The organism is Flavobacterium chungangensis (genome assembly GCF_042654045.1).
In the GTDB taxonomy this organism is placed as follows: Bacteria; Bacteroidota; Bacteroidia; order Flavobacteriales; family Flavobacteriaceae; genus Flavobacterium; species Flavobacterium chungangensis.
The window spans coordinates 154,784-179,014 of sequence record NZ_JBHSFY010000010.1; the positions used below are offsets into that span (position 1 = coordinate 154,784).

Here is a 24,231-nt window from a genome sequence, read left to right on the forward strand (position 1 = left end):
TTTATAGCATTTAAAAATTAGTTATTTATTGAATGATTAAAATTTATTTAAGGTATAGTTGAGTTTTAGATAAAAGGCTCTTCCTGGTTTTTGGGCCGCAAAATTGTCATAAACCTGTTCATCAAAAACATTTCGGGCATCAAAACTTACTGTAAATTGTTTGTTCGGAAAAACATAGCTTAAACCTAAATCTTGAGGAAATTGTGCTGTAGTTCTATCAGTTTCTAACCACGAAGTATAAAACGGTGCTACATAACCACAGTAGTAATACAGATTAAGCTCTGATTTGCTTTGAATTACATTTCTAAAGTTGTACTGAAGATTCGCATTTAGATTAAAGAAAGGTTCGTTCGGAAGCTGTTTGTTATAATTCGGTAGAATGTTTCCGTTTTTATCGTATTTATCTTTAAACAGCGCATTGAATTTGGAAAGATTCATCCCTGCAAAAAAGCGATTGTGATAAGAATATTGGAAAGAAGTTTCAAAACCAACAGATTGCGCTTTTCCTAAATTCACAAAAGGAGAAGCTTGAATAGCCTCATTTACACGATCACTAATTTGGCGAACAATTTTATCTTCCGTATTTCTCCAAAAAGCATTTCCTGAAACCGTAAGTTTGTGATTATTCATTTCGTACGGACCAAAGCGCAAACCTGCATTGAAGTTATTGCTCTGTTCTGGTTTTAATCCAGAATTGCTAATGATATTTTCTCCAGGATTACCAAATATTTCATTTTCTGAAGGAAGTCTAATTGCTTTTTCAGCAGAAGCCATAGCCATTACTTTTGGTAGAATAGAGTAAGAACCGGCAATTCCGTAACCATTATAATTTGTTCTTTTAGAAGTAACAACTTCTCTTACCACACTTTGGCCATTTTCAGTCACAACTTGCGGATCTCTCTGTTCATTTTTCAAGTTATAATTTTTGAAAAAAAGATTCGCTCTCAGTCGAGATTCAAATGCTGTCATTTCGTAAGCAAATGAAGAAACCGTTTTGGCTAAATCTCTAGTAACGATGAAATTGCGAGTGATTTCTGGTTGCATTTCATCAAGATCATTTCTGTCAAGAATGTAAGTCATAACATTGACAAGCACTTTATGATTTTCGGTAATCGAATAACTTAAACCCGCTCGAGTATTAAAAATATTCGATTTCATATGATTGATAGTTGGTGCGCCCTGTTGTGCTCCAGTATTCGTTAAAATAGGCTGACCGTAAAGACCAAGCGCTTTTTCGCCATTCCAATTGTAATTCCATTTTACAGTATCGTTGATTACGTCATTTCTATGGCTGTAAACAGAAATAAGAGAGAAATCAAGGTTCTTAATTAAAAAGTCCTTTTTGTTGTAAGTCACACTAAAAACATTCGCAGCAGATTCGCTAAAACGTCCTTTATAAGGTTTAGTCATATATTGCCCGTGCTGAATCTGATTGTAATCTTGCGAACCATTGTAACTGATAAGAAGATTGTCTGCCCAATCTACATTGGTAAAACCAGCTTCTAATCTTCCTCCAAAAGATCGATACATGCTTTCAAATCGCTTGGCGCGAATGTATTCGTAACGTCCGTTTGGAGCTATATTGTAAACCCATTTTCCCCAAACTTCATAATCATTGTCAGAGTAATTTTGAAAAGCATTTGCCTTTACTGTGAATCCGTTTTTATTTCTAAAAGAAGCATTAACATTAGATTGAACGGTATTAAAAGAACCGTAAGAAACAGAAGCATTCAAACTGTTTTTAGCGCCTTTTTTCAAAACGACATTAATGGCACCTCCAAGTGAATCATCGGCTAAATAAGCAGGAACCACTCCTTTAAAAACCTCAATTCTTTCGATCAAAGCAGGCGGAATGCTATTTAAACTAAAAGAGGCTCCATAAGTCTGAATGGGAACTCCGTCAATAAAAATTCTGATGGCATTTCCAGACATTCCATTGATATTATAAGTTACAGCAGAACCTAAACCTCCATTTTGTCTGATTCTAACACCGCCCGAACGATCTAATAAATCGTTGGTTTGCAAGTTTCTTTTAGCCGCTTCTTGGGTTTCGATCACGTTAACCGCAAAGCCTTTTTCTATAATGTCTTTTTTGAAGGTCTTTTTTTCAATTTTTACTTCTTTAAGCGCTTTCGGATCTGTTATTTTTTCTAATGCAATATTGATCTGGTGTAACGGACGATTAACAGAGATATTTATTGTTTTTGGTTTGGCTTCCATAGAAGAAATTTCCAAGTTGTAGCTTCCGTAAGCCAAACCTTTTATTTCGAACTGACCGTCATTATCAACTACAACAAACTTTTTCGTTCCTGCAATTTGAACCGAAGCGCCAAAAGCAGTTTCGTTATTAGCAAAATAGATTTTTCCAGTAATTTTTCCGGTTTGTGACCAAGCTGAAATGGTAAATAAAAATAGAAGTAAAATTGTTCTCATATTGAGTCTGCAAATAAAAGTGCTGCAAACTTATGTGATAATTTAAATTTAATCTAAATAAAGCAATTAGAAGATTATTAGAATTGAGTAGAGGATTCTAATGTTATTTTAATGTTGTTTTTGAGTTATGAGTTATGAGATGTGAGATGTGAGATGTGAATAGGGAATTCGTGTTTTGTCCTCCTGAGCGAAGTCGAAGGATATGCGAAAAGTGAATGTTTTAATCTCGCAAAGTCGCGAAGTTGCAAAGTTTGAATTAAAAAAACTTAAAAGAACAGGAAATAAAACTTTGCGTCTTGGCGACTTTGCGAGATTATTTCACCCCAATTATCAATACTATACTTTGCGTATATTCTTCGACTTCGCTCAGAAAGACAAGTAAATTCATGAAAAACTTTGTGACTTCGCGACTTTGCGAGATTATTTCATTTCAATTATCAATACTATACTTTGCGTATATCCTTCGACTTCGCTCAGGAAGACAGTCGAATTATCATTTCACATCTCACATTTGACGTTTCACCATTTACAATTTATAAGAGAAGTTTTTAGACTTAACAACTTTTCCTTTATCAGTAATCATTACACAACTGTAATCAGGGAATTTTTGAAGTAAAAGCAAGCCTTCTTTTTGGCCTAAAACCATCATAGAAGTGCTTAATCCGTTTGCGGTTTCTGCGTTCGGACCAAAAACGGTTACGCTGCATAAACCCGTTGCAGGATAACCCGTTGCAGGATTTATAATATGAGAATAACGTTTCCCGTTAAAAACAACAAACTTTTCATAACTGCCAGAAGTAGTTACAGCACCTTCTTTAAGCGGAATTGCGGCCAAAATTTTTTCAGGCATAAACGGATTTGTAATTCCGATTTTCCAATCTTTTCCACTAGGCTGTTTTCCCCAAGTGCTCATGTCTCCAGAACCGTTTATAATTCCGGCTTGGACACCTTTTGCAATCATTATAGCTCGGCATTTATCGGTTGCATAACCTTCGCCTAAAGCGCCAAAACCAATTTTCATTCCTTTCAATTTCAAGAAAATAGTCGATGCTACGCTGTCTAAAATGATGTTTTTGTAGCCTACTTTTTCAACCGATTTTTTTATGGCTTCCGCCGAAGGCATTTCGGTCATCGAACCATCAAATTTCCAAATCCGATCTAAAGCAGCAAAACTAACGTCAAATCCGCCATTGGTAATTTCAGAAAATTTAATCGCTCTTTGCGCTAATTCGAAAACTTCGCGATCTACTTTTATAGGTTTTATTCCAGCATTCTGATTGACTTCAGAAACTTGAGAAGTAGGTTTCCAATCGGAGATTAAATTTTCAATTCGCGTAATCTCTGCAATAACTTCATCTATATTTTTTTCTGCCGAAAGCGAATCTTTATCCACAATAGAAATGTCAAAACGGCCACCCATAAGAAGAGTCGTTCTCTTACGTAATACTTGTGAATATGAAGATAAACAGCAAACAATTACAAAAAACAATGAAATTTTATATGACATTAATTTATTCATGAAAATGTATTTAAAGAATTCTAAAAAGCTCCAGAGGAGCAAAATATTTATAGAAACAGATTTGTTACCTATCAATAAAGCTCCAGCGGAGCGATATCTCTAGATTATGTATGTCGTCCCCTCTGGGGCTTTAGCTGTATGCGGATAAAATTAAATCTATAAATATATCATCCCTCTGGGATTTGTTTTAAAATTAAGAATTAAGAATTAAGAATTAAGAATTAAGAATTAAGAATTAAGAATTAAGAATTAAGAATTAAGAATTCAACTTAGAAATCAACAATCTAAAATCTAAAATTACTTCTAATAACAATCCGTTAAAAATTGTTTGTTGGCTTTGTATTCTTCCAGTGTTTTTAATCCTTTTGCTATACACAATTCACTTAAAATAGCCTCAACATCTTTCTGCATGGCAAGCGAACCGCAGATCATAACGACACCGCCTTTTTTGAATAAATTCGTAAAGAACGATGAATCTCTTTTAATCAAATCCATGACATAAATATGCTCGGCTTCACGAGATAGCGCCACATGAAAATTATCCAGATGCTCTTTTTGCATCATTATGTTAGCAAACTTTTTATAAGCCATTAAAGTTGGCGTTTCCATCCTAAATCCGCTATACAAATGAAGTTCCTGTTTTGCTTTGTTCTGTTCGATCATTCCTAAAAAAGGAGCAATTCCTGTTCCGTTAGAAATAAAAGCCACCTTTTGCGCTTTCTTTGGAAGATGAAAAGCAGGATTTTTTACAATCTGAGCTTTTATTACATTTCCTGGCTCCAGAGCATTCAAAAAGCCAGAACCCAATCCGTTTGGATGCAGTTTTACAACAAGCTGAATATTTCCAGAATGATTTCCGATAGAGTAGAGGCGCTCTCTAGAATCGTTGGCCGGATAAATTGCCAATAAATCTCCTGAACTAAATTTAGCTCTTGCATTTGCTCTTAAAGTCAGAATAAAAGTATGTTCCGTTTCAGAAATTGGTGTTTTATCCAAAACCATTAATTTTTGCAGACCTTTTGGAACATGGTTGTATAATGATGGAGTGGTAGCCAACGGAATTCCCGTTTTTTCACTCCATAATTTCACCCATTCTACAAACTCAACAGCCGATTTATCATTTACCGTCTGCAAATCTAAGTAGCGATCTGCCCATTTTTGCTTTTCTAAAAGCTGGTCAATTTCAATGGCAAATTGGCAAAAATCAGGATATGATTTAGAACCAAAACCAACCACAGAGAAATGAATATTCTGGTCTTGATTTTGTCTTTCTAATATAGTTTTGAATTGAGTTGCATTAGAAGGAGCATCTCCCAAACCATGAGTTGAAGTAAAAACAATAATGTGTTCCGCCTTTGGATAAGTCGAGAATTTATTTAATTCGCTAACAAAAACTTTTTGTCCATGATTGATTAATTGTTTCTGAATTGAATTGGCAAATCGGAACGAACTTCCATTCTCTGAACCAACCAAAAGGATAAAAGTACTTTCGCTAGCTTTAAATTTATTCTTAATTCGGCTAGATCTTCTTTTTAAAGTAATGGCAAAACCAGAATAAATAAAGAACAAAATATTGATGCACGCTATTGCTAAAATTATAGCCCAGATTCCGTTAATTCTTCCCGTATGAAGATCTAAACTTAATGCCGCAAATTGAGTTCGCATTGGCGAAAGCTTTTCAGAAATTACAGCTCCTGTAACCTGATTGACTTCAATCTCTCGGTCTTTCAATTCAATAATATAATATTCTTCAGGATCATCAGTAAAAGGAAATTCAATTTTCTTTACATCAGATAATAAAGTGGTATTGAAAATTGAAGTGGTTTTGGCTTTGTCTGAAAGTTCTGTTTTTACGGGTTTTGTTTTTTCTTCGCCCATAAAAAAGTTGAATCTTTCTAGCGATAAATAAGTTCCGGTAAGTGAAATGATCAAAATCGGAATTAAAGCCAATCTTCCTAAAAGCACATGGTAATATTGTGCAAAGTATTCTTTGATTATTTTAGAAAAGAAATTTCGGATGCCGCGCTGTCTTTTTAAAACTAGTACGAAACCTGAAATTGATATTAGAAATAAACAAAAAGAAATTACGCCCACAAAAAATCGTCCTGCTTCATGAAGAAATAGCGAACGGTGTAAACTCGTAATCCAATTGATGAATTCGGTTTTCTTTGCAGGAGTTCCAAGTGTTTTTCCAGTCTTTGGATCAATGTAGGCTTTAACATCGTTTCCATCTGCATCAATTGCCTGAAGTGTTACAAACTGATTGTAATCTACACTCAATTCTGTAATTTCTGGATACACTTTCTTTAAAATTGACAGCGTTTCGCCCAAAGTTATTTTATTAAAATCTTCTGCTTTGTACGGAAGTGTTTTTTCCTGAACTGCATCGACTGCCAGAATGATTCCTGTTACCGAAGCCAAAAGCAAAAAAATAGAAGAAAATAAGGCTAAAGCCAAGTGCGCGTAACGCCAAAAAGAAAGAGTCATTGAGTTATTCTATTATAAAAACGTTTAAAGCTTTGTCAAAGTTCAAAACGATGACAAAGCTCAGATTTTAATTCTAAGCACAAAAATAAAATTTGTACTCATTATAAGGTTAAAAAATAATGTGCTAAAGATTATATTTTGTTTAACCTTACATATTTGATGTAACCTTTACCGTCTGTTTTTTCAGCTAGACCTTCAGTTGTAAGCGGAACTTCAAGATCGCTTACATAGTATTTCTGGTCTTCAACAGCCGACTCAAAACGAAGTTTATAGCCTTTATTGATTTTAGAATTTTCGATTTCGATTGTTGTGACACTACGGTCTCCGCCAGTTACAGAAGCTCCAGTTTTAGCACTGATATCGTCATTTTTCTGAGTATGGAATTTATTCCATTCTTTTAATGATTTGTACCATTTTTTATCATCGCCCATTACATAAAGTGTCTTTTCGTACTCGCCTGCCGAATTAACAAGAGAAACAACGATATAAGCACCTTCTCCCATATAATTGTTCATTTGCAACATGATTTTGTATTTGCTTGATTGCGCATGAGATTGGAAAGAAACTAAAAAGATAAAAGCGCTGGTAAGAGCAATTTTTAATATTGATTTCATGAAAAAATAAGTTATGAATTATGAGTTTTAAGTTATGAGTTATTAGTTATTCGTTTTGAGTTATGAATTGTAGACTTAGATTTTTAACTCATAACTTCTAACTTTTTAAAAGCTATTTTAAAAACTCAACTGAGATATTATTTTTGGTAAGCAGATCATTTTCTTTTGCTAAAGCATAAGCCGTTTCGTCAAACTCTGTGCTAATGTCTTTTTTAGCTCCAGCAGAAACTAAATATTTTAGAATAGAATCATCTTTAGAAGTCATTGCCGCTCTATGTAAAGCCGTTAAACCATCTTTATTTTTAGCATTAATGTCTACTTTTAAATCAGTGATTTTTTTAAGAAGAGAAACATCATTTTTAGTAATCGCTATATGATATAAAGTGTTTCCATCTTTTTGAGGAGTCGCAAGGTTTAATCCTTTGTCTTGTAGTAATTTGGCTTTAGCATCAAAAGGATCTGTGGTAGCTTTTTCTCTTCCTGCAGGTCGATACGATTGTACTAAATAGACACCTAAATTATTTCCGTCTTTGTCTTTTACGTTTACATCTGCACCTTTAGTCAAAAGTAAATTTACAGCATCTGGAGTTCCGTTTCTAACAGCAAAAGTCAAAGCTGATTCTCCTTTTAAATTTTGTACGTTTATGTTTTTAGCTTTCGGAAGAAACAATTCTAAAACAGCAGTTTCTCTTGCTCCAGCTGCTACCATAATGGGTGTATTTCCTTCTTTATCGGCGATGTTTGCATCAACACCTTTTCCTAAGAAATATTGAATGATTTCTTTCTGATTTGGTTTTCCAGCCAAAAAGTGCAATACATTTTGTCCCGCTTTATTTTGAGAAGTCGCTTTAATTTTTACTTCTTCAACCAAATATTTATAAGTTTCAAGAGTATTAGTTTCTCTACGGCTTCCTTGCGCAGCAAATAAAAGTGCATTGCTAGTTGGTTTAATGCCTTTTTCTAAAAGTTTTTTCAAAAGAGCAATATTACCAGATCTTGCAGCATATGTAAAAGCAGTGTTTCCGTCATTGTCTACATCTTTTAAAGACATTCCTTTTGTAGAAAAGTATTCAGCAGCTTTTAGATCTTTATCAGAAGCAATGGCTAAAAGCAAAAGGTTTGCTCCATTCGCATATTTTTTTGTCGGATTAAGTCCAGCTTTAAAGAAAGCGTCGTACATCGCAGCATCTGACTGACCGTTTGAAGCGGCAAAATCAGCAGGAGCAGTTCCGTGGCTGTCTTCAAAATTTACATCAGAACCTTTTCCAATTAAGTATTGAACCAATTCGGTATTTCCTCTATAGGCTGCCCAGTGCAGGTAGATACGATTATCGTGCGTTAATTTTGTGATTGAATTTCCAGGCTGCTCCACCAAAAATTTGATAGTTGCAAAAGGAGCATCATTATTAATGGCCAATGTTGTAACATCAAATGCGTTTGCATTAGCTTCAGCTGGATTATTTCCTTTAGCGATTTCTGCCTGAACCGTTTCAACAGTCGGTGAAGTTTTCCAGAAAGCAGCATCTAGCAACGCGTTTTTTTGCTGAGCACTTACAAAGAAAGTAACAGCAAATGCAAAAGAAACGAAAAGATTCTTTTTCATATTTCGATAATTTATGGTTATTGAATTGTACAAGATTAAATTTATTTTTGGGAATTATTTATTCTATTTAGAATAAATAAAAATAAAAGCAAATGTAAAAATTAATATTCTTAAACCAAGAATAATTTGCTGTAAAAGGGGAATTTGATGCTATTTTTCTAAAAATTAAGAATCCCTTAAGTAAATTTTAATTTTGTTTTAATTCGTTCTCTTTTTATATGAAGAAAAAATGTTTTCGAGATGGTTTTTCAACTTTATAGAGGTAATAAGTTCGAAAGCTAGTATTTGCGCTATTAATTCATTTCTGAGATGTTGATTTTACTAGGATATTTTGCAATTTTAATATTAGGTTTGTTGTAAGTATTTGGAATAAAGTATATTATGACTTTTTGTAGTGTTTTTATTATTTAGAATTATTATTAATAAATAAGGTTTTTTAAATTTAAAATTCGATTTGAAATTTCTCTTTTTTTAAATGGGATGTTGATAACTGTTTTGATTTTTGACATTAAAAAGCACTTTTTTCCATGTTAATAACTCAGCATTATTTTTAGGGAAACTGCTAGCTCATTGTAGATTACAGAGCAATATTTTCGTGTTGATAAAATTTGCTTCATCCTGCTTTTTTGAAGTTTTAAAACTGTTGATAATTGAGCAGATTTTTAACATCTAAAATTGGACAAAACAATAACTGTGGGCTAAATTTGTAAATATAGAAATCACGCTAATCCTCCCCAAAATAAGCGCTCGTATTTCTATTTCAAAATAGTCACTTAAAACTCAATATATATATGTCAATTTTTGATAAAAGAATCAATTATAAACCTTTTGAATATCCTGAGGTTCTGCAATTTACCGAAGCTATTAATAAAGCTTATTGGGTACACACTGAAGTAGATTTTACTGCCGACACGCAAGACTTTCATGCACATTTGGATTTGGCAGAAAAAACAGCAATTAAAAATAGTTTATTGGCTATTGCACAAATTGAGGTAGCTGTAAAAAGTTTTTGGGGTAATATATACGAGCATTTTCCAAAACCAGAATTTAACGGATTGGGAACTACTTTTGCAGAATGTGAATTTAGACATTCTGAAGCCTATTCTCGTTTGTTGGAAGTTTTAGGATACAATGATGAATTTGAAAAGCTATTGGATGTTCCTGTTATTCGCAGACGTGTAGATTATCTTTCGAATGTACTGAAAGACACGAAGTCTCAGGACAATAGAAAATACATGGTATCACTAATTTTGTTTAGTATTTTGATTGAAAACGTTTCTCTTTTCAGCCAATTTGCCATTTTATTGTCATTCACGAGATTCAAAGGATACATGAAAAATGTGAGCAATATTATTGCTTGGACCTCTATCGATGAGCAAATTCATGCTAATGGCGGAATTTATATCATTAATAAAATTCGTGAAGAGTTCCCAGAGTATTTCGATGCAGAGACTCTAGAATTAATTAGAGAAACAGTTAAAGAATCAATTTCTGTTGAAGCAGATATTTTAGATTGGATTTTTGAAAATGGAGCGATAGAAACAATCAACAAAGAAGATTTGGTAAACTTCATGAAATTTAGAATTGATGAAAGTTTGAAACAAATCAATATCGAAACTATCTTTAATGTTTCTCCAGAAGAATATTCAAAAATGACTTGGTTTGAAGAAGAAGTTTTTGCAAACAGTTTAGATGATTTCTTTGCGAAACGTCCAGTAGAATATACAAAACACGACAAGAGTATCACAGCAAACGATCTTTTCTAATACAAGCCCATAATACATATGAATACGATAGAAACAAACCCAGCAAATAACAATTTTGAGCCACAAAACGATAGTAAAATGTGGTGGAAAAATTCTGAAAGTGAACAGATTTTAAATCGCGGTTATCTTTTAAAAGGAGAAACTGTAGAAGGAGCAATCGATAGAATTTGTACTGCCGCAGCTAAAAGGCTTTACAAACCAGAATTGAAAGAATCTTTCATGGAAATGATCGAAAGAGGCTGGATGAGTATCAGTTCGCCAGTTTGGGCAAATATGGGAACAGAAAGAGGTTTGCCAATTTCTTGTTTCAATGTGCATGTTCCAGATAAAATTGAAGGAATTACACATAAGCTTGGAGAGGTAATTATGCAGACTAAAATTGGTGGAGGAACTTCTGGTTATTTTGGTGAATTGCGTGAACGCGGAAGCGCTGTAACTGATAACGGAAAGAGTAGTGGAGCAGTAAGTTTCATGAAGCTTTTTGATACCGCTATGGATACTATTTCGCAAGGCGGAGTTCGTCGTGGTGCATTTGCAGCTTACTTAGATGTAGATCATCCAGATATCGAGGAGTTTTTAAAAATTAAAAGTATCGGAAACCCAATTCAGAACTTGTTTACAGGGATTTGTGTGCCAGATTACTGGATGCAGGAAATGATTGATGGTGATGCAGAAAAAAGACAAATTTGGGCGAAAGTATTAGAAAGCCGTCAGCAAAAAGGTTTGCCGTACATTTTCTTTAGTGACAACGTAAACAAAAATAAACCACAAGTTTATAAAGATCAGAATTTAAGAATCAATGCCAGTAATTTGTGCAGTGAGATTATGCTTCCGTCAACTCATGATGAATCATTTATTTGCTGTCTTTCTTCTATGAATTTAGAGTTGTATGAAGAATGGAAAGATACTGAAGCGGTTAAATTAGCGATCTTTTTCTTAGATGCTGTTTTACAGGAATTCATCGAAAAAACAGAAGGAAACTATTACCTTTCTGCTGCGAATAAATTTGCTAAAAGACACCGTGCATTAGGTTTAGGAGTTTTAGGATGGCATTCTTATTTACAGAAAAACATGATTCCGTTTGAAGGAATGGAAGCTAAAATGAAAACAACAGAGATTTTTAAACATATTAGCGATAAAGCCGATAAAGCAAGTCAGGAATTGGCTAGAATTTATGGTGAGCCAGAATTGTTAAAAGGTTACGGAAGACGTAATACCACCACAATGGCAATTGCACCAACAACTTCATCTTCTGCAATTTTAGGCCAGACTTCGCCAGGAATTGAGCCTTTTAGCAGCAATTATTATAAAGCTGGATTAAGCAAAGGTAATTTTATGCGTAAAAACAAATACCTTAAAAAACTGCTTGAAGAAAAAGGTCTGGATAATGAAGAAGTTTGGAGAGGAATTATGCTAAACGGAGGAAGTGTTCAGCATATGGAACAATTGACTCAGCAGGAAAAAGATGTTTTCAAAACATTTAAAGAAATCAGCCAGTTAGAAATTGTACAGCAAGCTGGAATTCGCCAGAAATTTGTTGATCAAGGACAGAGTTTAAATCTTAATATTCCAGCAGAATTAGCCATTAAAGATGTAAATCGTTTGATGATCGAAGCTTGGCAGCAAGGAGTTAAAAGTTTGTACTACCAAAGAAGCCAAAGTGTTTCTAAAGAACTGGTAACAAGCCTTGTTTCTTGCAGCAGTTGTGAATCATAAAAATCATAAAGCCGGATCTAAATTAAGATTCGGCTTTTTTAATTTAAATGTGTCGAAAGGTTTCACGCAGATTTTTAAGAAAAAGTGTTTGCGTAATGTTTGTCATGTCGACGGAGGAGACCCGAGCAATAGCGAATTGGCGAAGCACATCTCCGCAAGTAACTCCGCAATCAAACTAAACTTAAGTCTTAGACTTTAATCTACTCAAAGTTTCCTGAGAAATATTAATATAAGAAGCTACAATTTTGTTCGGCAGTCTTTTTACAATTGCGGGATTTATTTTCAATAGCTGATGATATCTTTCCAAGGCATCCATAGTGGTAAATGACATTAAACGATTGGCATTATTTACATACGCTTTCTCCAAATAATTGCTGTAAAATGTTCTCCATTCTGGAATAATTTTCATTAAATGATTAAAATCCTCGTGTGAAATACTTAATAGTTCAGATTTTTCAATAACCTGAATGTTTTCAGTCGCGGGCATTTTGGTAATAAAACTTACCAAAGCGGTAGCAAACTGATTTTCAAAAGCAATATATCGCGTAACGTCTTTTCCTTCTTCATTTATAAAAAAGATTCTTAAACAGCCTTTTGCAACAAAAAAAGTTTCGTGACTAATTTGACCTTGAGCTAACAAGATTTCATTTTTTCCTTTTTTTATAAGTTTAAAATAAGAGAGAATGGTCTCTAGATCTTCATCAGAAACGTCAATGCTTTTTCGAATGGAATTGCTAAGCTGTTCGTATATCATTTAATTGTAATCTCTAACGAATTTACGGTAGTAAATAATATCTTCAATAGATAAAACCACTAAATCGTGTTCTTGCGCAAAGCTAATGATTTTGTCTAGTTTAGCCATGCTTCCATCTTTGTTCATCAATTCGCAGAGAACGGCTTCAGGCTGTAAACCTGCTAGTTTCATTAAATCGACACTTCCTTCGGTGTGGCCGTTTCTTCCTAGAACGCCATTATCGTTTGCTCTAAGCGGGAAAATATGTCCAGGTCTTGCTAAATCTTCTGGTTTTGCATTTGTTGCAATCGCTGTTTTTATAGTGGTAATTCGATCTTTTGCAGAAACTCCAGTTGTCACTCCGTTTTTGGCTTCAATAGTTATGGTGAATGGAGTTTGAAAACTGCTGGTATTTTCTTTTACCATGTAGGGGAGTTCCAATTCGTTTGCTTTTTCGTTAGTAAGACAAAGACAGACAATACCGCTGCATTCGCGAATCATTAATGCCATATCCTGAACGTTCATATGATGTGCAGAAAAGATAAGATCGCCCTCGTTTTCACGGTTTTCATTGTCGGTTACCAAAACGCCTTTTCCGCTTTTAAGCTCTTCTAAAGCATTTTCAACACGTTCTCTGCTCGAAATTCCAAATTGCACTAACGGACTTAATTCTGTACTTATCATAATTTTTTTTTAGAAGTAATAAGAAACAAATCTAAAGCACCTTAAAACCAAAAACTTTGATGTAAGTCAATAAATGGATGTTCTATTTTTTTAATGCTAATTTAATTTAGTTGTCATAAAATCTTAATTTAGCATCAAATTTTACAACCCAAAATTTAATAAATACCACCTCAAATGGAGAATATTACCGTAATTATAATGCTGCTTTTTGGCGTTGCATTTCTTAGTCTTGTTAGTAAAAGATATAATTTCCCAATTCCGATTGTTTTGGTTTTATGTGGTGTTATTATTAGTATTGTTCCGGGACTTCCAGTTATTGCCCTAAGTCCAGAAATAGTATTTATTATATTTTTGCCGCCTCTTTTGTATCACGCTGCTTGGCATACAAGCTGGTCTGACTTTAAGCAATCCATACGTCCGATAACTTTTGCCGCTGTGGGTTTGGTCTTTTTTACGACAGGATTAGTGGCTGTTTTTGCACATTGGCTTATTGATGATATGTCTTGGCCGTTAGCTTTTTTGCTTGGGGCAATTGTTTCGCCTCCCGATGCGGTTTCTGCAACAGCCATTACAAAAGGTTTAGGGCTTAATCCGAGATTAATTGCTATTCTAGAAGGAGAAAGTCTGGTGAACGATGCTAGTGGTCTTGTGGCTTACAAATATGCGCTTACGGCAATCACAGCAGGGAATTTCGTTTTATGGCAGGCAGGATTAAATTTTGTCTTAATGTCGGTTTTGGGCATAGCAATAGGTTTAGCTGTTGGTTACATCATGTTCTATATCCATAAAAGATTTGTTTGCGATGATATTATCGAGGTAACACTAACGTTATTGACTCCATTTGCTTCTTATCTTCTTGCGGAGCATTTTGAAGGTTCAGGAGTTTTGGCTGTGGTAACGACAGGTCTTTTTCTGGCGGCGAGATCGGGAACGATTTTTTCTCATGAAAGCCGAATTATGACGAATACGATTTGGGATGTACTCAATAATATTCTAAACGGTTTGATTTTTATTTTAATCGGACTTCAATTACGACAGATTATTGAAGGAATCAGTAATTATTCTGGAAATTCTTTACTTATCTGGGGTGCAGTTATAAGTATAGTGGTGATTTTAGTTCGCTTCTTATGGGTTATTCCAGCAACGATGATTCCAAGAATGATTAGTAAAAAGATTCGGGAGAAAGAGCAATTTGATTACCGAAATATGATCATTTTTGGCTGGTCTGGAATGCGAGGTGTGGTGTCTATGGCAGCAGCTTTGGCGCTTCCTCTAATGCTGAATAAAACAGAAGAATTTCCGCTTCGAAATTTAATTATCTATTTGGTTTTCTGTGTTATACTTTCGACTTTGGTCATACAAGGTCTTACGCTTCCGTGGCTAATCAAAAAACTGAAAATTGAGAGATACTCGATATTGGCAGAAGAATATAATATTCGAAATGTAATTGTTTCAGAAACTATCGCCCATATTGAAGATAATTTCTCGTTGCTGAATGATGAATTGCTTCATAATATTAAAAGTAAATACGAAGTAAAATTCAACCGTCTACAAAAGACCGAACTTCCTGCCAATTTCTTTGGAAACGGGAAATTGCTTGGAGGCGAAATCTTTAATGATTTTACTAAAATCCAAATCGATCTGCTGAATGTCGAGCGTGCAAAATTAGAATCGATGCATAAATTTGGTTCTGTAAACGAAGAAATCTTCCGGAAAATAGAAAAAGAACTCGATTTGGAAGAAACGCGTTTGTGGATGGAAATGTACGAGGAAAATTAATTGTGAATTGTGAATTGTGAATTGTGAATGTCTTCTTTACACACAGAGAATAATTAATAATTCACCATTTACAATTCACCATTAAATAACCCCCATTTTCTGCATTAAAAATGTAGCACTTTTGTTTCTACAGATTCCGTTTCGGAGTTTGTAATCGAAGTGAAGATCGTTGTTTTGAATCTCAACTTCGAAACATTGATTGGTTAAAATTTCAGGATATTCATTCGTAGTCAAACAAACTTCGATGTCGTGTGTGGCGATGGCTCCGATAGCTTTTTTAGAAATTATTTTCTTTACAACTTCAATTGTTCCGTTTCTTTTATCGTCGGAATTTGTACCTCTTAAAATCTCATCTAATAAAACAAAAGCAGGCTGATTTTCAAGGGCATCCATGATCTGTTTTAAACGTTTAATTTCAGCAAAAAAATAAGATTCAGAATCGGATAAAGAATCGGATAATCGCATTGAAACTAATACTGGAAGTGGATGTACTTTAGCTTCTGATGCACAGACAACAGAGCCAATTCCGCCAAGTACCATATTAATTCCCAAGCTTCTTAAAAACGTACTTTTTCCAGACATGTTAGATCCAGTTAGAATCACAAAAGATTGCGGGAAAAATTGGGTGTCATTTCCAACTCTTGTAGCTGGATTAAGCAGCGGATGACTCAGATTTTTAAATTCGATTTTATAGTCAGAATTGATTCCAGGGAAAACAAAATCGTCATTGTTATACGCCAAATTTGCGAGACTGTTTAACGCTTCAATTTCGCCAATAATAGAAATCCAATGATTCATTTCAGAAGCATAATCTTCTTTCCATTTTAAAAGTGCTCTTAAAACATGGAGATTGAATAAAAATGTTCCATTAAATAAAGTTGCTGTCACAAAATTGTTTATCGTATCCATTCTCGAAAACAACTCCGAAAGCTGTTTTAAATGCTGACTTGCTTTGGCATTTTTAAAATTAAGCTGTTCTTGTAAACGAATTAGTTTTTTAGATTGGAAAGATTCGCGTTCAATTTTTTCAATCAGTAAACTGTATTGCTTTATAATTTTGTCGACATTATCTGCTTTTGCTATTTCCGATTGAATTCTCTTTACTGCTCTTCCTAAAACGATCAAGTTGGCAATAAAAATATAAGTCAAATAAGAAAGTATAATGGTTTTTGATGTAATAAAATACGCAGTCAGGAATCCAAAAAATGTTACTGGTAGAATAAATGATAATGCAACTAAAACTTTAGGTAATGAGTTATTTGTAAAAGAAGTCCAATGTTTTATCGCTTCATAAGATTGTTTAGAATCTTGACTAATGATGGCCAAAGCCTGAAATTTCTGTCTCCAATCGATTTTACTTTTTAATTCGTTTATAGCTTCTTGATTTTCTAAAATTTCATTTTCAGGAAGTGTATGAAGTAAGAGTTCAGCAAGTGTTTTTTTTCCGATAAAAGAAGCGGTTCTGTTTAGATTTTGGAATAACGAATGTTCTCCAAAAATATCCAAATCGTAAGCATACGGATGATGGTAATCGATAAATTCAACTCCATTTTCGAAAGAAGTTTTTTCTCTTTTCAAAAAAGAAATTTCATTCTGATTAATCTTTAAAAGTGTTTCTGCAAGCAATCTTTGAAAAGATACTCGAGAATGTATTTTCATTAAAAAAATAAAACCAGCAAAAGATAAAACAGCTAGAATAACATAAAGCATTTCGTTTGTTTTGATGTAATAAAACATAAAAAACAAAAAAAGAAAAATACTTAATAACCTCAAAAGGCTTATGCTGTTGTATTTTTTGTTGGTTTTATTATAGAGTTCTGAGTATTTTGCAACGTTGTCTGGATATGCTTTCATTCTATTATTTTGGTTGAAATACAAATATAGCTTTTAAGTTACAAAATCATCAAGGATTGAAATTAATCTTCGTGCATTACCAAAATCGGAATAGTTACTTCTTTGGCTATTTTTTTTGAAAAACTGGAGTCAAATATACTTTCAAAGAAAGAGCGTTTATGTGTTATTGTCGTTAGAACATCAATGTCTTTGTAAAGAATAAAATCAAGAATGGTTTCTTTGACATCATCACTTGGTAAAACTAAAAATTCCACATTTTCTTCAGCAAAATCTCTTTCCCATTCTTTTCTGGTTTCCTCTGTAACATCGGAATTAGAAGTTTTAACGTATAGACTCTTTACTTTAGCGCCAGTTTTTTTAGCGATTTTCAGGATTTTTTTAAGTTCTTTTTTGTCTTTTTCTCTATATCGTGTCGTAAAACCAATCGTTTTTACCTTTTTGTATTTGGCATCGATAGGAACACACAAAACAGGAACTTCGACCCCAGAAATCACAGATTCGGTATTGGAACCCGTGAAAAATTTAGTCCAGTCAGAAGCACTGTTGGTTCCCATAATCACAAAATCAACTTGGTCTTCTTCGACCGCATTTTTAAGATTGTAAATTAGATCACCATCCATTAAACGGTGTTTGATTACAATATCTTCTAGATTACGTTCTGCAGCAATAGTTCGTAGTTTTGGAATTTCATCCTTAAACATTTCAAATTTTGCTAGCTCGATTGAACTGTATATAGAAGCATAATTCTCTGGAAAGAATTGGCTGTCGTAAACAGGTATCTCGAATGTATGAAGTAAGATTAATTCGGCGTTTACAACTTTAGCAAATTCTAAAGCATGAACAAATGCATTGGTAGCAGCGTCAGAGAAATCGGTTGGAAATAGTATCTTTTTCATAGTATTTAAGATTAAGGTTTGTCTCTCAAATTTACTCATTCTGCATAGAAATTAACCTGACATTTATCAGTATTTTAACACTTAATGATTTATTAATATGAATTATTGCGAAGATTTCTTGTTGGATTGAGGACAAGATTGTACCGAAAAGAAATTAAGCCTTTTTTTATACCTTTGCAGCATGATAAATCAAGATTCTATAGTTGCTTTGGCTACGCCTTCGGGAGCTGGAGCTATCGCCATAATTCGTATTTCTGGAGCTGAAGCTATTACAATTGGTAATTCGGTTTTTAAATCTATTAAAAACAAAGATTTAACCAAACAGAAAACGCATACACTGCATTTAGGGCATATTGTAGATGGAAGCAAAACGCTAGACGAAGTTTTGGTTTCGGTATTTAAAGGTCCGAACTCTTATACGGGTGAAGATACGATTGAAATTTCGTGCCACGGATCTACTTATATTCAGCAGCAGATTATTCAGTTGTTGCTTCGAAATGGATGTAGAATGGCAGATGCAGGTGAGTTTACTTTAAGAGCTTTCTTAAACGGAAAATTAGATTTATCGCAGGCTGAAGCGGTGGCAGATTTGATTTCGTCAGATAACGAAGCTTCTCACCAAATCGCGATGCAGCAAATGCGTGGAGGATTCAGTAATGAAATTGCAAAACTTAGAGAAGAGCTTTTAAATTTTGCTTCTTTAATTGAATTGGAATTGGATTTTGCAGAAGAAGATGTAGAGTTTGCTGACAGAACGCAGTTTCATGAGCTATTAAACCGAATCGAATTTGTTTTAAAACGGTTAATTGATTCATTTGCTGTTGGAAATGTGATTAAAAACGGGATTCCAGTTGCAATTGTTGGTGAACCGAATGTTGGTAAATCGACGCTATTGAATGCTTTGTTGAATGAAGAAAGAGCAATTGTTTCGGACATTGCTGGAACAACTCGTGATACTATCGAGGACGAATTGGTAATTGGTGGTATCGGATTTAGATTTATTGACACCGCTGGAATTCGTGATACTAAAGATGTTGTAGAAAGTATTGGAATCAAGAAAACATTCGAAAAAATAGATCAAGCGCAAGTTGTGATTTATTTATTTGACGGATTGAAATTTCAGGCTTCAAGTTCTGAATTCGTAAATGAGATTGAGCAGATTAAGAATAAATATCCGTTAAAACCACTGCTTATTGTAGTAAACAAAAAAGATATTTTGTCTGCTGATGAAGTAGCCAATATTACCAATCAGCTAGAAAACTTAAATGCAAAACTTTTATTGATTTCTGCAAAAGAAAAAATAGGAGTAGAGGATTTAAAGAATGAATTGTTATCTTTTGTTAATACAGGAGCACTTCGCAATAACGAAACAATTGTCACTAACACTAGACATTACGATTCATTATTGAAAGCTTTAGATGAAATACAAAAAGTAAAATACGGTTTAGAATCTGGACTTTCAAGTGATCTTATGGCGCTTGATATTCGTGAAGCTTTATACCAATTTGGACTTATTACAGGTCAGGTTTCTAATGACGAATTGCTAGGGAATATCTTTGCAAACTTTTGTATTGGGAAATAGAAAGGGCAAAAAAATACAAAATAAAAATAACAAAAATAGCTAAAATGTTGGTAATTAACATTTTAGCTATTTTTTTATTGAAATGTTTTTTGGAATATTTAGGTGTTGTTTTGCTAAAATTTGTACCTTATTTGTACCTCGAATTTCGAGGTACAAATTTTTGTACCTCAAAAGACAAATTATGGCACCCAATGACACATAGTGGCGCATAAACGCACCTTGCGGCACTTCATGGCACAGAAGAACGGACAAAGTAGGACACATAACGTAAAAAAGTAAGAAAATTATGAGTTCAAACATTCGAATTAACAAAATCTGCGAATTTTGCGGTAATGATTTTATCGCGCAGACAATTAAAACCCGCTTCTGCTCCCAGAAATGCGGGAGTAAGAGCTACAAGGCCAGAAAAAGAGATATGACCAATGATGTCCCGGAAGAGACATCTGAAGGCATGAGAAGCTATGATTTAGAGGTGCTGAAAAAGCAGGATTTTTTTACCGTAATGCAGTGCTGCGAGATTTTTGGAATCAGCAGAAGGACCATCTTCAGAATGATTGCCAGAAATGATTTAGATATTGTGAAGCTTGGAAGAAGGACCCTGATATCAAAAGAGAGCATAAGCAGTTTATTCGTTGTTCAGAAACCTGTAGCCGAAGATGATGAAAACAAGACAATTGATTTCGATCTGGATGGATGCTACACCATTGCCCAGGCCCAGGCAGCTTATAATATTAGCCAAAGCGGCTTGTATCTTATTATGAAAAAGTATGATATAAAAAAAATTACTTCAGGTAAATATACATACGTGCAGAAAAAGGATTTAGATGTTTATTTAAAAGGTATTGATCATGAGTAAAACTATTATCACACTAAGAAAGAAAGCCATTTCTCAGGGAAGAATGTCTCTCTATTTAGATTTCTATCCTCCCGTGTGGAATGCAGCAGCAAACGACTATACCAGACGCGAGTTTTTGAAGCTCTATATCTATCAGAAACCGGCAGATCAGCATCAGAAGCTGTCCAATTCTGAAAATCTGCATACGGCAGAACTGATTCGGGCAAGAAGACAGAATGAAGTCAATAAATCGGAGATTTATTCTGCGTTTGAAAAAGAACAGTTGCGAATACAAGCAATTGGAAAAGAATCTTTTCTAGAATATTACAAAAATTTAGGGCACAAGAAAATTGGAAAAAATCTATGTATTTGGAATTCAGCTTTTATTCATTTTGAAACTTTTTTGAAGGGAAAAGATCTGTTATTTAATGAGGTAACAGTGACTCTAATTGAGGATTACAGAGATCATCTTCTTAAAGCCAAGAGTTTGAGGAAGAATAGAAAGACGCTTTCACGCAATACTGCTCTCTCTTATTATAATAAGATTAAAACTACTTTGAAGGCAGCCTATAGAGAGGATAAGCTGAAAACAGATATCAATGCAAAAATAGGATCGATAAAGGAAATGGAATCACAGCGGAATTTTATGACGCTGGAAGAAACCCGCAGGCTGTTTGCAACTCCTTGCCCCAAATTGATTGTACGAAGGATTTCTATGTTTTCTGTTCTTACAGGTGTAAGATATTCTGATATTGCCAAGCTGACCTGGTCTGAACTGCACTATATTGAGGGCGATGGCCACTATATCATTTTCAGGCAGAAGAAAACAGAAGGTACGGCATCCATACCGATCTCCGATGAAGCTTTCGAACTGCTTGGCAAGAGACGCGGAGAAAATGAGAAGGTGTTTAAAGGGTTGAACAAGTGGGATGTTGATCGCGCGCTTCCTGTATGGGTGGCATTATCAGGCATCAATAAGCATATCACTTTCCACTGCTTTAGGCACACTTATGCAACATTGCAGCTGACTGCAGGAACTGATATTTTCACCATTTCAAAAATGCTCGGGCATAAGAGCGTTAAAACAACCCAGATATATGCTAAAGTAATTGACGGTAAGAAGAGAGAAGCGGCAAATAGAATTACTTTGGAATAATTAAAGTTTGCAGCCAATTTCGGCTAATACAAAAACGTCTCATTTTTAATGGGATGTTTTTGTTATTAGTACATTATATTACTAAACGGTGTGTTTAAAGAGAAAATCTGCTGCAGGTTTGAGCAAATTTCTTGATGTCAGACCCTGCTTTCTCATCAGCTTTGGCGGAAACAGTTTTAGGCTGTATCTTTTTATCGGAAGTCCTCGTACTCGGCGTATAATTCCTTTTATTTGTGCTGTACATATTAATAAATGTATTTTTATTCTAAATCACTAATTTCGGTATCCCTGCTGCTGGAATTTTCTGCTGTAGGATTAGCTGAAATATTCTCCTTAATTGATTTTTCATCCCAGTCTCCCCAGTCTCCGTTATAAAATTTGATGTAAATCAATTCATTGTTCTCGCCGCTGAGAAGTCTGCTTTTGCTGGCTGGGCAATCATGAATTTCTTTTTTTTCTGCTGCATTTTTCATCGCGTTTTTAGTTTTATAATCCATTCAAAATTAAAAATAACACTAAAGAAAACTTTACGGAAATCAAATCGATTTATTGCTGGATTTCATTTCAAAAGTTTCGGGTTCTTCTTCATTTTCCTGCGGCTCTGCCGGATTTTCCTCCGTCTGCTCTTCATCCCAGCGGTTTTTGAACCGCTCCGGCTGAAAATAACCTGTAAGATCATCCTTAAGTATGCGGTATCCGGAGGTATTGACACTGATAGCTTTCCTAATATTTGTACAGCCCTTTTTTAAGAATTCGTCAAAATTTAAGAGCAGCTGCTCTTCATAAGTAGGCGCTTGTTGTGCTGTCTTAAGGTAAAGATTGAATTTCATATCTGTCGGTTTAGAGTTAAAAATGTTCTTTGGTGAAAATACAAAGCTCAAAGTTAGTACGGTTGCTGGCAGTTTTGTTATATAATTTGGGCGTGGCCTTGCTGAATTACAACTTCGTCTTACTGGAAGGGCTGCTGTAAGTTTTGTAAGAATGCTCGGGAATGCTGTAAGTGATAATGGCATATAAAATTTAATTTAGAGAGCCGTATTGCTTCGGCAGAACTAAAAAATATAAGGCTATGGATTTAACTCAGACACACGGCATTAATCTCAGCATAAACAGCAGTGATTACCATTTGCAAATTTTGCCATGGGTAACGCTTTTGGACGTTCTCCGGGAAAAAATCGGTTTGACAGGAACTAAGAAAGGATGTGATCATGGGCAGTGCGGAGCGTGTACGGTATTGGTGGACGGAAAAAGAATATTGAGCTGCCTTACGCTCGCAGTTATGAAAGACGGTTCTGCTATAACCACAATAGAAGGCATTGCCGATGGTGAAAAACTCCATCCGATCCAGCAGGCATTCATAAACCATGATGCATTTCAGTGCGGCTACTGCACGCCAGGCCAAATCTGCAGCGCTATTGGGATGCTGCAGGAAGGAAAAGCAAGAACCAGGGAAGAGGTACAAGAGCTCATGAGCGGCAATCTATGCAGATGCGGTGCCAGCAGAGGAATTGTAAATGCAGTAATGCAGGTGATGGAAGGAGGCAGCAGTGAATAATTTCTCCTATATTAAAGTTTCAGATACCCAGCAGGCTATTGCAGAGCTTAACGGGGATATCCGCAATAAAGCAGTGGCAGGCGGTACGAATATTAATGATCTTCTGAAATACTTCGTAACCAAAGCCGATAAACTGGTAGATATTAATCCGATTCAGGAAAGCAATTCAATAATAAGGCTTGATGACGGCGGAGTAAGACTAGGCGCCCTTCATACGAATGCAGATACCGCATATGATCCCCTAATTGAGGAACGCTATCCTTTACTGTCAAAAGCTATTCTGGCAGGCGCTTCTGCCCAGATTAGAAATATGGCTACCAATGGAGGCAATCTGATGCAGCGTACGAGATGCTATTATTTTTATGATATTAATACGCCCTGCAATAAAAGAGATCCAGGTTCTGGGTGTTCTGCCATTTCAGGTCATAACAGAATCCATGCTATTTTGGGACAAAGCGAAAATTGTATTGCTGTTTTTCCTTCCGATATGTGCGTGGCTTTAGCAGCTTTAAATGCAGAAGTCAATATCAGCGGTCCTAATGGAGAAAGAAAATTGCCGTTTGCTAATTTTCATCGTCTTCCAGGCGAAACGCCTCATCTCGACAACAATCTCATCCATGGCGAGGTAATTACCAGTATAGATCTTCCTGCTGAAGGATTTGCGAAAAACTATTCTTATTTAAAGCTTCGCGACAGAAGTTCGTATTCTTTTGCACTGGTTTCTGTAGCATCGGCTTTTGAATTGGAAGAAGGAAGTATAAAAGATGCCCGAATTGCATTGGGAGGTGTAGCGCACAAACCATGGAGAGTTTTGGAGGCTGAAGATTTTTTAAAACAAAAGGAGCCAACTCGCGAAAATTTTTCCCAAGCGGCACAAATAATCCTTAAAGGGGCTTTTGGTTATGAACATAATAACTTTAAAATTGAACTGGCGAACAGAGCAATTATCCGAAACTGCATCATGGCATTAAATCCAGAATCACAGCGTCCCGGCGCAAAACCCTCACGCTGATTTACGG

The 24,231-nt window shown here is 34.9% G+C and carries 19 protein-coding genes; 8 read left to right on the top strand and 11 right to left on the bottom strand.

Features of this window, described 5'->3' with window-relative positions:
* Positions 1-36: 36 nt before the first annotated feature.
* The 5 genes from ACFO3N_RS16340 to ACFO3N_RS16360 form a co-directional block, all read right to left on the bottom strand.
* Entirely contained in the window at positions 37-2,433 is a 2,397-nt protein-coding gene (locus ACFO3N_RS16340; protein ID WP_379799432.1) for a TonB-dependent receptor, read from the bottom strand.
* A gap of 526 nt (positions 2,434-2,959) precedes the next feature.
* Positions 2,960-3,952, bottom strand: a complete 993-nt coding sequence (locus ACFO3N_RS16345) for an FAD:protein FMN transferase (protein WP_379799434.1) — start codon at positions 3,950-3,952, stop codon at positions 2,960-2,962.
* Positions 3,953-4,255: 303 nt separating this feature from the next.
* Complete coding sequence (locus ACFO3N_RS16350) at positions 4,256-6,439, bottom strand: PepSY domain-containing protein (RefSeq protein ID WP_379799436.1); 2,184 nt, start codon at positions 6,437-6,439, stop codon at positions 4,256-4,258.
* A 131-nt stretch (positions 6,440-6,570) separates the two neighbouring features.
* Complete coding sequence (locus ACFO3N_RS16355) at positions 6,571-7,053, bottom strand: DUF2271 domain-containing protein (protein WP_379799438.1); 483 nt, start codon at positions 7,051-7,053, stop codon at positions 6,571-6,573.
* Between the two features lie 112 nt (positions 7,054-7,165).
* On the bottom strand, positions 7,166-8,656 hold the full coding sequence (locus ACFO3N_RS16360; protein ID WP_379799440.1) for an ankyrin repeat domain-containing protein: 1,491 nt from the start codon (positions 8,654-8,656) through the stop codon (positions 7,166-7,168).
* Between the two features lie 791 nt (positions 8,657-9,447).
* Between ACFO3N_RS16360 and ACFO3N_RS16365 the strand changes: the two genes are divergently transcribed.
* Positions 9,448-10,422 carry a ribonucleotide-diphosphate reductase subunit beta gene (locus tag ACFO3N_RS16365; RefSeq protein ID WP_379799442.1) on the top strand — a complete coding sequence of 325 codons (975 nt, stop codon included), beginning with the start codon at positions 9,448-9,450 and terminating at the stop codon, positions 10,420-10,422.
* 18 nt (positions 10,423-10,440) lie between these two features.
* The gene (locus ACFO3N_RS16370; protein WP_379799444.1) at positions 10,441-12,138 is read left to right on the top strand and encodes a ribonucleoside-diphosphate reductase subunit alpha; all 1,698 of its coding nucleotides are present in this window, start codon (positions 10,441-10,443) and stop codon (positions 12,136-12,138) included.
* A 181-nt stretch (positions 12,139-12,319) separates the two neighbouring features.
* On the opposite strand, the gene ACFO3N_RS16375 is transcribed toward ACFO3N_RS16370, so the two are convergent.
* Both ACFO3N_RS16375 and ribB read right to left on the bottom strand, forming a co-directional pair.
* A complete protein-coding gene (locus ACFO3N_RS16375; protein ID WP_379799446.1) occupies positions 12,320-12,892 on the bottom strand; it encodes a Crp/Fnr family transcriptional regulator in 573 nt (190 codons plus the stop codon).
* Entirely contained in the window at positions 12,893-13,555 is a 663-nt protein-coding gene (ribB, locus tag ACFO3N_RS16380) for a 3,4-dihydroxy-2-butanone-4-phosphate synthase (RefSeq protein ID WP_379799448.1), read from the bottom strand. It abuts the gene before it with no gap.
* 174 nt (positions 13,556-13,729) lie between these two features.
* On the opposite strand from ribB, the gene ACFO3N_RS16385 reads away from it, so the two are divergent.
* Positions 13,730-15,334, top strand: coding sequence for a Na+/H+ antiporter (locus tag ACFO3N_RS16385; RefSeq protein ID WP_379799450.1), 1,605 nt, complete (start codon positions 13,730-13,732; stop codon positions 15,332-15,334).
* Between the two features lie 81 nt (positions 15,335-15,415).
* On the opposite strand, the gene ACFO3N_RS16390 is transcribed toward ACFO3N_RS16385, so the two are convergent.
* On the bottom strand, positions 15,416-17,188 hold the full coding sequence (locus ACFO3N_RS16390; RefSeq protein ID WP_379799452.1) for a MutS-related protein: 1,773 nt from the start codon (positions 17,186-17,188) through the stop codon (positions 15,416-15,418).
* A 62-nt stretch (positions 17,189-17,250) separates the two neighbouring features.
* Positions 17,251-18,084: a universal stress protein gene (locus ACFO3N_RS16395; protein WP_095930397.1), complete on the bottom strand. Its 834-nt coding sequence runs from the start codon at positions 18,082-18,084 to the stop codon at positions 17,251-17,253.
* A gap of 181 nt (positions 18,085-18,265) precedes the next feature.
* On the opposite strand from ACFO3N_RS16395, the gene mnmE reads away from it, so the two are divergent.
* From mnmE to ACFO3N_RS16410, 3 genes are all read left to right on the top strand, one after another.
* Complete coding sequence (gene mnmE, locus ACFO3N_RS16400) at positions 18,266-19,666, top strand: tRNA uridine-5-carboxymethylaminomethyl(34) synthesis GTPase MnmE (protein WP_379799454.1); 1,401 nt, start codon at positions 18,266-18,268, stop codon at positions 19,664-19,666.
* 286 nt (positions 19,667-19,952) lie between these two features.
* Positions 19,953-20,522 carry a helix-turn-helix domain-containing protein gene (locus ACFO3N_RS16405; RefSeq protein ID WP_379799456.1) on the top strand — a complete coding sequence of 190 codons (570 nt, stop codon included), beginning with the start codon at positions 19,953-19,955 and terminating at the stop codon, positions 20,520-20,522.
* Complete coding sequence (locus ACFO3N_RS16410; protein WP_379799458.1) at positions 20,515-21,657, top strand: site-specific integrase; 1,143 nt, start codon at positions 20,515-20,517, stop codon at positions 21,655-21,657. Before ACFO3N_RS16405 ends, ACFO3N_RS16410 begins: the two co-directional genes overlap by 8 nt.
* A gap of 260 nt (positions 21,658-21,917) precedes the next feature.
* Here ACFO3N_RS16410 and ACFO3N_RS16415 read toward each other — a convergent pair whose 3' ends face one another.
* Together ACFO3N_RS16415 and ACFO3N_RS16420 are read right to left on the bottom strand one after the other, a co-directional pair.
* Positions 21,918-22,130 (bottom strand): hypothetical protein, encoded by a 213-nt coding sequence (locus tag ACFO3N_RS16415; RefSeq protein WP_379799460.1) that lies wholly within the window; start codon positions 22,128-22,130, stop codon positions 21,918-21,920.
* A gap of 63 nt (positions 22,131-22,193) precedes the next feature.
* The gene (locus tag ACFO3N_RS16420) at positions 22,194-22,670 is read right to left on the bottom strand and encodes a hypothetical protein (protein WP_379799462.1); all 477 of its coding nucleotides are present in this window, start codon (positions 22,668-22,670) and stop codon (positions 22,194-22,196) included.
* A gap of 56 nt (positions 22,671-22,726) precedes the next feature.
* Between ACFO3N_RS16420 and ACFO3N_RS16425 the strand changes: the two genes are divergently transcribed.
* Both ACFO3N_RS16425 and ACFO3N_RS16430 read left to right on the top strand, forming a co-directional pair.
* Positions 22,727-23,212 carry a (2Fe-2S)-binding protein gene (locus tag ACFO3N_RS16425; RefSeq protein WP_379799464.1) on the top strand — a complete coding sequence of 162 codons (486 nt, stop codon included), beginning with the start codon at positions 22,727-22,729 and terminating at the stop codon, positions 23,210-23,212.
* Complete coding sequence (locus ACFO3N_RS16430; protein WP_379799466.1) at positions 23,205-24,224, top strand: FAD binding domain-containing protein; 1,020 nt, start codon at positions 23,205-23,207, stop codon at positions 24,222-24,224. The genes ACFO3N_RS16425 and ACFO3N_RS16430 overlap by 8 nt, the downstream gene beginning before the upstream one ends.
* Positions 24,225-24,231 lie beyond the last annotated feature (7 nt).